Source organism: Pseudomonas sp. CC120222-01a (genome assembly GCF_003097235.1).
Lineage (GTDB): Bacteria > Pseudomonadota > Gammaproteobacteria > Pseudomonadales > Pseudomonadaceae > Aquipseudomonas.
In genome coordinates, this window is sequence record NZ_QEQQ01000002.1 from 440,243 (window position 1) to 453,924 (window position 13,682).

At 62.2% G+C, this 13,682-nt stretch carries 12 protein-coding genes; 9 read left to right on the top strand and 3 right to left on the bottom strand.

Features of this window, described 5'->3' with window-relative positions:
* The first annotated feature begins 117 nt into the window (after positions 1–117).
* The 8 genes from rnr to N430_RS04940 all read left to right on the top strand — a co-directional run bounded on the left by rnr (position 118) and on the right by N430_RS04940 (position 9,694).
* Positions 118–2,703, top strand: coding sequence for a ribonuclease R (rnr, locus tag N430_RS04905; protein ID WP_110633519.1), 2,586 nt, complete (start codon positions 118–120; stop codon positions 2,701–2,703).
* Positions 2,700–3,446: a 23S rRNA (guanosine(2251)-2'-O)-methyltransferase RlmB gene (gene rlmB, locus N430_RS04910; protein ID WP_027920757.1), complete on the top strand. Its 747-nt coding sequence runs from the start codon at positions 2,700–2,702 to the stop codon at positions 3,444–3,446. Before rnr ends, rlmB begins: the two co-directional genes overlap by 4 nt.
* A 282-nt stretch (positions 3,447–3,728) precedes the next feature.
* Positions 3,729–4,154 (top strand): 30S ribosomal protein S6, encoded by a 426-nt coding sequence (gene rpsF, locus N430_RS04915; RefSeq protein ID WP_013974420.1) that lies wholly within the window; start codon positions 3,729–3,731, stop codon positions 4,152–4,154.
* Positions 4,155–4,182: 28 nt separating this feature from the next.
* Entirely contained in the window at positions 4,183–4,413 is a 231-nt protein-coding gene (rpsR, locus tag N430_RS04920) for a 30S ribosomal protein S18 (RefSeq protein ID WP_003249563.1), read from the top strand.
* 33 nt (positions 4,414–4,446) lie between these two features.
* Complete coding sequence (locus tag N430_RS04925) at positions 4,447–5,310, top strand: hypothetical protein (RefSeq protein WP_060485666.1); 864 nt, start codon at positions 4,447–4,449, stop codon at positions 5,308–5,310.
* 20 nt (positions 5,311–5,330) lie between these two features.
* The gene (rplI, locus tag N430_RS04930) at positions 5,331–5,777 is read left to right on the top strand and encodes a 50S ribosomal protein L9 (RefSeq protein WP_008101037.1); all 447 of its coding nucleotides are present in this window, start codon (positions 5,331–5,333) and stop codon (positions 5,775–5,777) included.
* Positions 5,778–5,888: 111 nt separating this feature from the next.
* A complete protein-coding gene (gene dnaB, locus N430_RS04935) occupies positions 5,889–7,286 on the top strand; it encodes a replicative DNA helicase (RefSeq protein WP_060477967.1) in 1,398 nt (465 codons plus the stop codon).
* A 104-nt stretch (positions 7,287–7,390) separates the two neighbouring features.
* Complete coding sequence (locus N430_RS04940) at positions 7,391–9,694, top strand: YgiQ family radical SAM protein (RefSeq protein WP_110633522.1); 2,304 nt, start codon at positions 7,391–7,393, stop codon at positions 9,692–9,694.
* A 130-nt stretch (positions 9,695–9,824) separates the two neighbouring features.
* On the opposite strand, the gene N430_RS04945 is transcribed toward N430_RS04940, so the two are convergent.
* The gene (locus tag N430_RS04945) at positions 9,825–10,412 is read right to left on the bottom strand and encodes a TIGR00730 family Rossman fold protein (RefSeq protein ID WP_110633525.1); all 588 of its coding nucleotides are present in this window, start codon (positions 10,410–10,412) and stop codon (positions 9,825–9,827) included.
* A gap of 349 nt (positions 10,413–10,761) precedes the next feature.
* On the opposite strand from N430_RS04945, the gene azu reads away from it, so the two are divergent.
* Complete coding sequence (azu, locus tag N430_RS04950; protein WP_110633528.1) at positions 10,762–11,211, top strand: azurin; 450 nt, start codon at positions 10,762–10,764, stop codon at positions 11,209–11,211.
* Between the two features lie 98 nt (positions 11,212–11,309).
* Here azu and nadE read toward each other — a convergent pair whose 3' ends face one another.
* Both nadE and pncB read right to left on the bottom strand, forming a co-directional pair.
* Positions 11,310–12,137 carry an ammonia-dependent NAD(+) synthetase gene (nadE, locus tag N430_RS04955; RefSeq protein WP_110633531.1) on the bottom strand — a complete coding sequence of 276 codons (828 nt, stop codon included), beginning with the start codon at positions 12,135–12,137 and terminating at the stop codon, positions 11,310–11,312.
* 3 nt (positions 12,138–12,140) lie between these two features.
* Positions 12,141–13,346, bottom strand: a complete 1,206-nt coding sequence (pncB, locus tag N430_RS04960; RefSeq protein ID WP_110633534.1) for a nicotinate phosphoribosyltransferase — start codon at positions 13,344–13,346, stop codon at positions 12,141–12,143.
* Between the last annotated feature and the right edge of the window lie 336 nt (positions 13,347–13,682).

Genomic DNA, 13,682 nt, shown 5'->3' on the forward strand with positions numbered 1-13,682 from the left:
AAGGCCTATTGCCCCTCTCTATACACAGCAGCGGGGGCTGTCCAAGGCTGACATTTCCGGTTTCAATACGCACATGCCAGAATTCCTATCTATATACCCCAAGGTGAACCCCTTCTGATGGCCGATTGGCAATCCCTCGATCCCGAGGCCGCTCGCGAAGCGGAAAAATACGACAACCCTATTCCCAGCCGTGAGCTGATCCTGCAGCGCCTCGCCGACCGTGGCGAACCGGCCGCGCGCGAGGAGCTGGCGGCAGAGTTCGGTCTTTATGAAGAAGACCAGATCGAAGCCTTGCGCCGCCGCCTGCGTGCCATGGAGCGTGACGGCCAGCTTATCTATACCCGGCGCGGCACTTATGCCCCGGTAGACAAGCTGGACCTGATCTGTGGCCGTGTCTCCGGCCACCGTGACGGTTTCGGCTTCCTGATCCCTGATGACGGCAGCGAAGACCTGTTCCTCAGCCCGTCGCAGATGCGCCTGGTGTTCGACGGCGACCGCGGCCTGGCCCGCGTCTCCGGCGTCGACCGCCGTGGCCGCCGCGAAGGCGTGCTGGTCGAAGTCATCTCCCGCGCCCATGAAAGCGTGGTCGGCCGCTACTTCGAAGAAGGCGGCATCGGCTACGTGACCCCGGACAACCCGAAGATCCAGCAGGAAGTGCTGGTGACCGCCGGGCGTAACGGTGGCGCCAAGATCGGCCAGTTCGTCGAGATCAAGATCACCCACTGGCCAACCCCGCGCTTCCAGCCGCAGGGTGATGTGGTCGAGGTGATCGGCAACTACATGGCGCCGGGCATGGAAATCGACGTTGCCCTGCGCAGCTACGACATTCCCCATGTCTGGCCCAACGATGTGGTCAAGGAAGCGCGCAAGTTCCGCTCCGAAGTCGAAGAGAAGGACAAAGAGAAGCGCATCGACCTGCGTCACCTGCCGTTCGTCACCATCGACGGCGAAGACGCCCGCGACTTCGATGACGCCGTCTACTGCGAACCGCTGGGCAAGCTGCGCATGTTCTCTGGTGGCTGGCGCTTGTATGTGGCAATCGCCGACGTCTCCAGCTACGTACGCCTTGGCTCGGCCCTGGACAACGAAGCCCAGCAACGCGGCAACTCGGTGTACTTCCCCGAGCGCGTGGTGCCGATGCTCCCCGAAGAGCTGTCCAACGGCCTGTGCTCGCTGAACCCGCATGTCGATCGCCTGGCCATGGTCTGTGAAATGACCATGAACAAAGCCGGCCAGATGGTCGACTACCAGTTCTACGAAGGCGTTATCCACTCCCACGCCCGCCTGACCTATAACAAGGTCAGCAGCATGCTCGAACATGCCCGTACCCGTGAGGGCAAGGCGCTGCGCGAGGAGTACAAGGAAGTCCTGCCGGACCTGAAGAACCTGTACAACCTGTACAAGGTGCTGGTGGATGCCCGCCACGCTCGGGGTGCCATCGACTTCGAGACCCAGGAAACCCGAATCATCTTCGGCGACGAGCGCAAGATCGCGGAAATCCGCCCGACCGTGCGCAACGATGCCCACAAGCTGATCGAAGAATGCATGCTGGCAGCCAACGTTGCCACCGCCGCGTTCCTGCAGAAGCACGAAGTCCCAGCCCTTTACCGCGTGCACGACGGCCCGCCGCCGGAGCGCCTGGAAAAACTGCGCGCCTTCCTCGGCGAGCTGGGCCTGACCCTGCACAAGGGCAAGGACCCATCGCCGAAGGACTACCAGGCCCTGCTGGCGAGCATCGCCGGGCGCCCGGACTTCCACCTGATCCAGACCGTGATGCTGCGCTCGCTGAGCCAGGCGGTGTACAGCACCGACAACAACGGCCACTTCGGCTTGAACTACGAGGCGTACACCCACTTCACCTCGCCGATCCGCCGTTACCCGGACCTGTTGGTGCACCGCGCCATCCGCAGCATCATCCGTTCCAAGGTCGAGACCCCGCACGTCAAGCGGGCCGGGGCCATGAGCATCCCCAAGGCGCGTATCTACCCGTACGACGTGAATGCCCTCGACCAGCTCGGCGAGCAGTGCTCGATGACCGAGCGCCGTGCCGACGAAGCCACCCGTGATGTGGTCAACTGGCTCAAGTGCGAGTTCATGAAGGATCGCGTGGGCGAGACCTTCCCGGGCGTGATCACCGCAGTCACCGGTTTCGGCCTGTTCGTCGAGCTGACCGACATCTATGTGGAAGGCCTGGTGCACGTCAGTGCGCTGCCGGGCGACTATTACCACTTCGACCCGGTGCACCACCGCCTGTCGGGCGAGCGCACCGGGCGCAGCTTCCGCCTGGGCGACACCATCGAGGTCAAGGTCATGCGTGTTGACCTCGACGAGCGCAAGATCGACTTCGAGGTCTCCGAGCAGCAACTCAATGCGCCGATTGGCCGCAAGGGGCGTGGTGCTGCCGCGCCAGGCGCCGAAAAGGCCGAGAAGTCCGAGCCAGCGGTCGAGGCCAAGGCCACGCCGAAGCCGCGCAGCCGCAAGAGCGAGGCTGCGGAGGCGTACTTCCCGAAAGACGCCGTGCAGCGCAACGCCGAAGTGCGCAAGAGCCGCGAAATGAAAAAGGCGCTGATGAGCGAGGCGCGCACCAGCGGCCACGCCAGCAGCAAGTCGGACAAGGGCGGCAAGCCGTCCGGCAAACCGACCAAGCACCGTAAAGGCCCGCCGAAGTCCGGCGCGCCACGCAAGAGCAAGAGCAAGTCATGAGTCAGCTGGAAAAGATCTACGGCGTGCACGCCGTGCAGGCACTGCTGCAGCACCACCCGAAGCGGGTCAAGCAGATCTGGCTGTCGGAAGGGCGCAGCGAGCCGCGCATCCAGGCGCTGCTGGAACTGGCCGCGGAAAACCGCGTGCCGGTCGGCCAGGCCGAGCGCCGTGAGCTGGATGCCTGGGTCGAAGGCGTGCACCAGGGCGTGGTCGCCGAGGTGAGCCCGAGCCAGGTGTGGGGCGAGTTGATGCTCGAGGAGTTGCTCGAACGCAGCGAAACCCCACCGCTGATCCTGGTGCTGGATGGTGTGACCGACCCGCACAACCTTGGCGCGTGCCTGCGCACCGCCGATGCGGCCGGTGCCACGGCGGTGATCGTGCCCAAGGACAAGTCGGCCACCCTGACGCCTGTGGTGCGCAAGGTGGCCTGCGGCGCGGCGGAAGTGATTCCGCTGGTGGCCGTGACCAACCTGGCGCGCACGCTGGAGAAACTGCAGCAGCGTGGCCTTTGGGTAGTGGGTACCGCTGGCGAGGCTGAACAGGAGATCTACCAGCAGGACCTGACCGGCCCGCTGGTGATGATCATGGGCGCGGAAGGCAAGGGCATGCGCCGGCTGACCCGCGAGCATTGCGACTTCCTGGTGAAGTTGCCGATGAGCGGTAGCGTCAGCAGCCTGAACGTGTCGGTGGCGACGGGCGTGTGTCTGTTCGAGGCCGTGCGCCAGCGTCAGGCCAAGCGCTGATCACGTAAGCTTCACCGGCCTCTTCGCGGGACAAGCCCGCTCCTACAGGGATCGTGTAGGAGCGGGCTTGTCCCGCGAAAGGGCCGGTTGCCTGTGAATATGTTTCCAGCTGTTCAAATATTCACCACTCTCCTTGCTTGTACGCCCCGCCTTCTCTACAATTGCGCCCCTTGCCGAGCTGGCAGGCGCCTATGTGCCTCCCCTCCGTGCAAGACATACAGTGTCATTCACTCCTTGTCTGATCAGATACGCTGGCAGACTACTAACCCGTAAGGAGCATTCATGCGTCATTACGAAATCATCTTCCTGGTTCACCCGGACCAGAGCGAGCAAGTCGGCGGCATGGTTGAGCGTTACACCAAGCTGATCGAAGAAGATGGCGGCAAGATCCACCGCCTGGAAGACTGGGGCCGTCGTCAACTGGCCTACGCAATCAACAATGTTCACAAGGCTCACTACGTGATGCTGAACGTTGAGTGCACTGGCAAGGCCCTGGCCGAGCTGGAAGACAACTTCCGCTACAACGATGCCGTTATCCGTAACCTCGTCATCCGTCGCGACGAAGCCGTAACCGGCCAGTCCGAGATGCTGAAGGCTGAAGAAAACCGCAGCGAGCGCCGTGAGCGTCGTGAGCGTCCTGAGCATGCTGAATCCGCCGACGGCGACGACAGCAATGACAGCGACTCCAGCGATAACGCTGACGAGTAATCCACGGACCTTTAGAGGAGCCTATTAAATGGCACGTTTCTTCCGTCGTCGTAAATTCTGCCGCTTCACTGCTGAAGACGTGAAAGAGATCGACTTCAAAGATCTCAACACCCTGAAAGCTTACGTATCCGAAACCGGCAAGATCGTTCCAAGCCGTATCACCGGTACCAAAGCTCGTTATCAGCGTCAGCTGGCTACCGCTATCAAGCGCGCCCGCTTCCTGGCCCTGCTGCCCTACACCGACAGCCACGGCCGCTGAGACCGGGTCGTCGACAAGCAGTAAGGGATTAGCATGCGAGCGTTAGCAAGTTTCATCATGCGCGGTCGTGTGCAGGCCACCCTGGTGGTGGTCATCAGCGCGGTACTGCCGCTGCTGTTCTGGTTGAGTGCCGCTGCTGGCAGCCTTGTGCTGCTGCGGCGTGGGTTCAAGGATGCTTCAACGGTCATCGCCGGCGGCCTGCTGGCCGGGCTGGCCGTGTGGTTCATGGGCGATCCGATCACCTTCCTGGTGATTGCTGGTGCCCTGGGCCTGGCCGCGCTGTTGCGCGCCGAGCATCCCTGGAGCCGTGTGCTGGTCGCCAGTGCCGTGTTTGCCGTGGTTTTCAGCCTCGTGCTCGACATGGCCCTGGCGCAGACCTTCGATGTGCTGGCCAAGGCGTTTGCCGAAGCCATGCCGAAAATCGAAGGGGAGCCGGTGCTCTCCGGTGAGCTGATCCGCCCTGTGCTGGTCGCTTCCACAGCAGTGACGGTGCAATTGTTCAGCGTGTTGGCCCTGGTGCTGGCGCGTTATTGGCAGGCAGCGTTGTACAACCCTGGAGGCTTCGGTCGCGAATTTCGCGAACTGAAGTTGCCGAAACAGACCATGGCGGTCTTGGTGGCAGTGATGGTGGTGGCTCCGTTTATCGGGTCGCAGTTCATCATCCTGGCATCGGCGTCGAGCCTGGTACTGGTGCTGGCTGGCATCGCCTTGATGCACGGCCTTGTGGCACAGGGGCGACTGGCCGGTTTCTGGCTGGTGGGCATGTACGTGACGTTGCCGCTGATCATGCAGCTGATCTACCCGTTGCTGATGGTCCTGGCCATTGTCGACAGCCTGATTGATTTTCGCGGTCGCAAGTCCCCTCCGGGGAAAGACTCCGCGAACGGTGAAGGTTAAAAGTTAAGAGGTTTTACCAAATGGAACTGATCCTGCTGGAAAAAGTCGCTAACCTGGGCAACCTGGGCGACAAAGTTAAAGTTAAGGCTGGTTACGGCCGTAACTTCCTGCTGCCATTCGGCAAGGCCACCGTTGCCAACGCCGCCAACCTGGCTGCGTTCGAAGAGCGTCGCGCCGAGCTGGAAAAAGCAGCTGCTGACCGTAAAGCTTCGGCTGAAAGCCGTGCTGCCCAACTGGCCGAGCTGGAAGTGACCATCACTGCCACCGCTGGCGACGAAGGCAAGCTGTTCGGTTCGATCGGCACCCACGACATCGCTGACGCCCTGACCGCCTCCGGCGTTGAAGTGGCCAAAGCTGAAGTTCGTCTGCCGAACGGCACCATCCGTCAGGTTGGCGAATACGACGTAGCCGTGCACCTGCACAGCGACGTTGAAGCCACCGTACGTGTGGTCGTCGTAGCTGCCTAAGCTGCGCTGACTGGTGGTCCCTCACGGGATAGCCGGTTAACATCGGGCACGGTCCTGTTCGTTCAGGCCGTGCCCTTTGTCTTTTTCATCCTCCAGAATTCTTTCGTGGCCATGAACGAGATCACCAACTCCGAACAGCTCGACCTGCAAACCGCTGCCCTGAAGGTGCCGCCGCATTCCATCGAGGCCGAACAGGCCGTGCTCGGTGGCCTGATGCTGGACAACAATGCCTGGGAGCGGGTGCTGGACCAGGTGTCGGATGGCGATTTCTACCGGCATGACCACCGCCTGATCTTCCGTGCCGTGCACAAGTTGGCCGACGCCAACCAGCCATTCGACGTGGTGACCCTGCACGAGCAGCTGGACAAGGAAGGCCTGTCGTCCCAGGTCGGCGGCCTGGCGTACCTGGCCGAGCTGGCCAAGAACACCCCGTCGGTGGCCAACATCAAGGCCTATGCCGCGATCATTCGCGAGCGGGCCACGCTGCGCCAACTGATCAGCATCAGTACCGACATCGCCGACAACGCCTTCAACCCGCAAGGGCGTAATGCCGAGGAAATCCTCGACGATGCCGAACGGCAGATCTTCCAGATCGCCGAGGCGCGGCCGAAAACCGGCGGCCCGGTGGGCGTCAATGAGCTGTTGACCATGGCCATCGACCGTATCGATACGCTGTTCAATTCCGACAGCGACATCACCGGCGTGTCCACCGGCTTCACCGACCTGGACGAGAAGACCAGCGGCCTGCAGGCGGCCGACCTGATCATCGTCGCCGGCCGTCCGTCGATGGGTAAGACCACCTTCGCCATGAACCTGGTGGAAAACGCTGTTCTGCGGACCGACAAGGCGGTGTTGGTGTTCTCCCTCGAAATGCCAGGTGAGTCGCTGATCATGCGTATGCTCTCGTCGCTGGGCCGCATCGACCAGACCAAGGTGCGTTCCGGCCAGCTCGATGACGACGACTGGCCGCGCCTGACCTCGGCGGTGAACCTGCTCAACGACCGTAAGCTGTTCATCGACGATACCGCCGGTATCAGCCCGTCGGAAATGCGTGCGCGTACCCGCCGCCTGGCCCGTGAGCATGGCGAGATCGCCATGATCATGGTCGACTACCTGCAGCTGATGCAGATTCCAGGCTCCGCCGGTGACAACCGGACCAACGAGATTTCCGAGATCTCCCGTTCCCTCAAGGCCCTGGCCAAGGAGTTCAACTGCCCGGTGATCGCCCTGTCGCAGCTGAACCGCTCCCTGGAACAGCGGCCGAACAAGCGCCCGGTTAACTCTGACTTGCGTGAATCCGGTGCAATCGAGCAGGACGCCGACGTGATCATGTTCGTGTACCGCGACGAGGTGTACCACCCCGAAACCGAGCACAAGGGCGTGGCGGAAATCATCATCGGTAAACAGCGTAACGGCCCCATCGGCTTCGTGCGCCTGGCGTTCATCGGCAAGTACACCCGCTTCGAGAACCTCGCGCCGGGCATGTACAACTTCGACGACGACGAATAAGCCACTGGCCTCACATGAATCCGACAACCACCGTCGGATTTGATCAAAATTTGTGCTATATTCCGCGCCCGCGATTTCCCTGCACATCAAAACCGGTCACTGACATGCAAGCAGCCAAACCACTCTACGACTATCCCAAGTACTGGGCCGAATGCTTCGGGCCAGCACCATTCCTGCCGATGAGCAGGGAGGAGATGGATCAGCTCGGCTGGGATTCCTGCGACATCATCATCGTGACCGGGGATGCCTACGTCGACCACGCGTCGTTCGGCATGGCCATCATCGGCCGCCTGCTGGAAGCCCAGGGCTTCCGCGTGGGCATCATCGCCCAGCCGAACTGGCAGTCCAAAGACGACTTCATGAAACTGGGCGAGCCAAACCTGTTCTTTGGCGTCGCGGCCGGCAACATGGACTCGATGATCAACCGCTACACTGCGGACAAGAAGATCCGCTCCGACGACGCCTATACCCCGGGTGGTCTGGCGGGCAAGCGCCCGGACCGTGCCAGCCTGGTGTACAGCCAGCGCTGCAAGGAAGCCTACAAGCACGTACCGATCGTGCTGGGCGGCATCGAGGCCTCGCTGCGTCGCATTGCCCACTATGACTACTGGCAGGACAAGGTCCGCCATTCGATCCTGATCGACGCCAGCGCCGACATCCTGCTGTACGGCAACGCCGAACGGGCCATCGTCGAAGTGGCCCAGCGCCTGTCGCAGGGTGAAAGCATCGAGCAGATCACCGACGTGCGCGGCACTGCCTTCGTACGCCGTGACACGCCGCAAGGCTGGTACGAGATCGACTCTACCCGTATCGACCGCCCGGGCCGCGTCGACAAGATCATCAACCCGTACGTGAATACCCAGGACACCCAGGCCTGCGCCATCGAGCAGGCCAAGGGCGACCAGGAAGACCCGAATGAAGCCAAGGTGGTGCAGATCCTCGACAGCCCGAGCGTGACCCGGGAAAAGTCGGTGATCCGCCTGCCGTCGTTCGAAAAGGTCCGTAACGACCCGGTGCTCTATGCCCACGCCAACCGCGTGCTGCACCTGGAGACCAACCCGGGCAACGCCCGCGCCCTGGTGCAGAAGCATGGCGAAGTGGATGTGTGGTTCAACCCGCCACCCATTCCCATGACCACCGAGGAAATGGACTACGTGTTCGGCATGCCCTACGCGCGTATTCCGCACCCGGCCTACGGCAAAGAGCGCATCCCGGCTTACGAGATGATCCGTTTCTCGGTGAACATCATGCGTGGCTGCTTCGGTGGCTGCACCTTCTGCTCGATCACCGAGCACGAAGGCCGCATCATCCAGAACCGCTCCCACGAGTCGATCCTGCACGAAATCGAAGAGATGCGTGACAAGGTGCCGGGCTTCACCGGCGTGGTCTCCGACCTTGGCGGCCCGACCGCCAACATGTACCGCATCGCCTGCAAGAGCCACGAGATCGAGAAGCACTGCCGCAAGCCGTCGTGCGTGTTCCCGGGCATCTGCGAGAACCTCAACACCGACCACAGCTCGCTGATCGAGCTGTACCGCAAGGCCCGTGCCCTGCCAGGCGTGAAGAAGATCCTGATCGCCTCGGGCCTGCGCTACGACCTGGCGGTGGAATCGCCGGAGTACGTCAAGGAGCTGGTCACCCACCACGTTGGCGGCTACCTGAAGATTGCCCCGGAGCACACCGAGCGTGGGCCGCTGGACAAGATGATGAAGCCGGGCATCGGTACCTACGACCGCTTCAAGCGCATGTTCGAGAAGTTCTCGAAAGAGGCGGGCAAGGAGCAGTACCTGATCCCGTACTTCATCGCCGCGCACCCGGGCACCACCGACGAAGACATGATGAACCTGGCCCTGTGGCTCAAGGGCAACGGCTTCCGCGCTGACCAGGTGCAGGCGTTCTACCCGTCGCCGATGGCCTCGGCCACGGCCATGTACCACTCGGGCAAGAACCCGCTGCGCAAGGTCACGTACAAGAGCGAAGGGGTGGAGATCGTCAAGAGCGAGGAGCAGCGTCGCCTGCACAAGGCGTTCCTGCGCTATCACGACCCGAAGGGCTGGCCGATGCTGCGTGAAGCGCTGCAGCGCATGGGCCGTGCCGACCTGATCGGGCCGGGCAAGCACCAGCTGATACCGCTGCACCAGCCGCAGACCGACACGTACCAGAGCGCGCGCCGCAAGAACTCGACCCCGGCCGGCAGCCACAAGGTGGGCAAGGATCAGAAGATCCTCACCCAGCACACCGGCCTGCCACCGCGTGGCAGCGATGGCAGCAAGCCGTGGGACAAGCGCGAGAAGGCCAAGGCCGAGGCGTTTGCCCGCAACCAGCAGGCGGCCAAGGAGCGCAAGGAAGCGGCCAAGGGCGGTGGCGGCAAGGGCAAGAAGCCACGCCAGCCCGTAATCCCGCGTTAAGCTGATCCACTTTGGGGCTGCTGCGCAGCCCTTTCGCGACACAAGGCCGCTCCTACAGGTTAACGCGATTCCTTGTAGGAGCGGCCTTGTGTCGCGAAAGGACCGCGAAGCGGTCCCAGGATATCAGCCTTCAGTCAGGCTTCTTGTCGACCCACTTTGGCAACACCGGCGACTCGAACCGTTCCATCCCATCCAGCAGCGCATCGGCCTGCTGCGCCAGCAGCAACATGGCCCGATGCTGCGGCCGCACGAAGCCTTCTTCGACTATATGGTCGAGGAACCCGCCCAGCTTCTCGTAGAAGCCATTCACATCGAGCAGCCCCAGTGGTTTGGCGTGATAGCCCAGTTGCCCCCAGGTCCACACCTCGAACAGCTCTTCCAGCGTGCCCAGGCCACCCGGCAGGGCAATGAAGGCATCGCTCAGCTCGGCCATACGCGCCTTGCGCGCATGCATGCCGTCGACCACCTCCAGCCGGCTCAGGCCTTTATGCCCGATCTCGGCATTCATCAGGCTTTCGGGAATGATCCCGATCACTTCGCCGCCGGCCGCCATGGCCGCATCGGCGACGGTGCCCATCAGGCCGACCGCGCCACCGCCGTAGACCAGCGTCAGGCCGCGGCGGGCAATGGCCTGGCCAAGCGCGGCGGCCGCCTCACGGTAGGCAGGGTTGGCGCCGATACTGGCGCCACAGAACACACAAACGGAACGTACAGACATCGGGCTTCTCCAGTCATATCGCTGACAGGGTAAAGCGAATAGTCTGACGTCTCCAATGCCGGTTTTACTCCGGACGTGAGAATTCGCAGCTGGCACCCGTGGCCCCGTGGGCGTAGGCGGCGAGCATGCTGTTCATGAAACTTGAAAGGGACATTGCGATGGCTCCTGAATGAGAGGGTTGTCCCATCGTCTATTAAAAGGGCATGATGTGCCCTTAGATTGGTTGTATACAATCCATTGAACAATTCAACTGGCTGGCCACTTGACACCCCCTTGACCCATATCAGCAGGGGGTAGAACGGTTTCAGGCAGTCTCGCAATTGATAAAACCCTGCCAAGGAGATTCATGATGTTTGCGAAAGCTGTAGCGGTATCCCTGCTGACCCTCGCCAGCGCCTCTGTCTTCGCAGCCGAGTGCTCGGTGACCGTCGACTCGACCGACCAGATGTCCTACACCAGCAAGGAATTCACCGTCGACAAGAGCTGCAAGGAATTCACCGTCGAACTGACCCACTCCGGCAGCCTGCCGAAGAACGTCATGGGCCATAACCTGGTGATCAGCAAGACTGCAGACATGCAGGGCATTGCTACCGAAGGTATGAGCAAAGGCCTGGAGAACGACTACATCAACGGCGCCAACGCCGGGATCATCGCCCACACCAAGATGATCGGCGCGCCGGAAAAGAAAACCGAAGTGAAGTTCGACACTTCCAAGCTGGAAGCCGGTGGTGACTACAGCTTCTTCTGCACCTTCCCGGGCCACATCTCGATGATGAAGGGCAAGGTTGTCGTCAAGTAACGACAGCTGTATAGGGCTTCAGGGCCTATTCGCGGGCAAGCCCGCTCCCACAGGTTGATCACCGAACCCTGTGGGAGCGGGCTTGCCCGCGAAGCTTTTCAAGGGGCGAACGGCAGTTCGCGCTTGTGCTGGGTCTTGCGGTAGGTGGCGACGATGATGTCGAACGCTGCCTGGTCAACCGGCAGCCCATGCAGGAAGGCATCGATCTGCTGGTAGGTCACGCCATGGGACGCCTCGTCCGGCTTGCCCGGCTCCAGGTCTTCCAGGTCCGCTGTCGGCACCTTCTCCACCAGCGATTCCGGCGCACCAAAGCTGCGAGCGATCGCCCGCACTTGGTTCTTCACCAGCCCGCTCAGCGGCGCCAGGTCGCAGGCACCATCCCCGAACTTGGTAAAGAAGCCCATCACCGCCTCGGCGGCGTGGTCGGTACCGATCACCAGGCCTGCGCGGGCGCCGGCGATGGTGTACTGGGCCACCATGCGCGTCCGTGCCTTGACGTTGCCGACCACGAAGTCCACCAGTGTCGGCGAGCCATTCTTCAACTCCACCACTTCAGCCGCCAATGCGCGCACGGCCGGGGCGATGTCGACGGTGTGCACCTCATCGGCCTTGATCACCTCAAGGCAGGCCTGGGCGTCATGCTCGTCATGCTGCACTTGGTACGGCAGGCGCACGGCGATGAAGGTGTAGGCTTGGTCGCCGGTTTCGGCGCGCAGCTCGTTGACGGCGCGCTGGGCGAGCAGGGCGGCGGTCAGCGAATCGACGCCGCCGCTGATGCCCAGCACCAGGGTCTTGAGCCTGGCATTGGCCAGGCAGTCCTTGATGAACGCCACGCGCCGGGCAACTTCGGCCTCGAGCGCAGCGGCGTCGGCGAACGGCGGCTGGACCTTCAGCGCCTGGGCAATCTCTTGCTGAACCGCTTGCATGGGTTACTCCTTGCTGGGGACTTTGAATACGTGACGCATGTAGGCGACGAAGTTTTCGTCGCGGCACTGGGTCTTGGCGGCTTCGTCGGAGATCTTCGCCACCGGCGAGCCGTTGCAGTCGGTCATTTTAAGCACGATGTTCATCGGCGCCACACCGGGGATGTCACAGGTGAGGTTGGTGCCAATGCCGAAACTGACGTTGATGCGCCCGCGCAGGGCACGGAAGATTTCCAGCGAGCGGGTCAGGTTGAGGCCATCTGAGAACACCAGGGTCTTGGTCATCGGGTCGATTCCCAGTTTCTGGTAATGGGCGATGGCCTTTTCCGCCCAGGCCACCGGCTCGCCCGAGTCGTGGCGCAGGCCGTCGAACAGCTTGGCGAAGTACAAGTCGAAATCGTTGAGGAAGGCATCCATGGTGATGCAGTCGGTCAGGGCGATGCCGAGCAGGCCACGATACTCGCGGACCCAGCAATCCAGCGCGGCGATCTGGCTGTCGATCAGGCGCGGGCCGAGTTGCTGGTGGGCCATGATCCACTCGTGAGCCATGGTGCCCAGCGGCTTGATGTCCAGTTTCCATGCCAGGTCGACGTTGCTGGTGCCGACGAAGCGGCCCGGGAAGTCGTCGCGCAGTACACGCACCACGTCTTCCTGCACGCGGCTGGAAAAGCGCCGGCGAGTGCCGAAATCGGCCACCTGCAGCTCGGCCAGTTCGTCGTCGCTGGCGTGGGCGCGCAGCCAGTCGAACTTGCGGTACAGCTGATCACGGGCCTCGGAGAGGCGCATGCGCGGGTGCAGGTGGCGGTTTCGCACTTCGCTGATGATCGCCAGCAGCGGCACTTCGAACAGGATCACGTGCAGCCAGGGGCCTTTCAGGCGCAGGAACAGCTGGTCGTTCTCGATGCCGATGCGCACATAGCGCAGGTTGAAGCGGAACAGGCGCAGAAAGCGCAGGAAGTCGGGCTTGAGGAAGCTGATGCGTTCGAGGAAGGCCGGCTGGCCATCATCCAGGGTCAGGTCGGCGAGCAATTCGAGCTGGTGGCGAATCTCGCCAAGGTAGGGGCGCAGGTCCTCGCCATTGCGGCAGCGAAACTCCCATTCGACGTCGGCGTCTGGGTAGTTGTGTAGCACGCCCTGCATCATGGTGAGCTTGTAGAAGTCGGTGTCGAGCAGGTTGTGCACGATGCGCTCGGCGAATGCGCTCTCGCTCATCAAAGGGGGCTCCGGAAACGGCGAATGGTGGACATTGTGCCAGTCTTTTGAGTCTTGTTGTGTCTGGGCCGGCCTGTTCGCGGGCAAGCCCGTTCCCACAGAGGCCGCGTAATAGCCAAATCAGGTGTTTTTCCGTGCACCAGCTAGCCTTGAAACAGTGCTGCCTGTAGCAGTCGCGCACCAGCGGTGTGCACTTCGGTGACGTCCACTGTTACAGGGCGGTTGCACGTAAACACTTGCCAGGGTTGCAATGATGGCGCTCGACGGTTGCTCCTTGTCTGTACGTGTGGTGGCGCCTGCCGCGTGGCAGACGGTTGCACGCTCAATAAAGAAAAG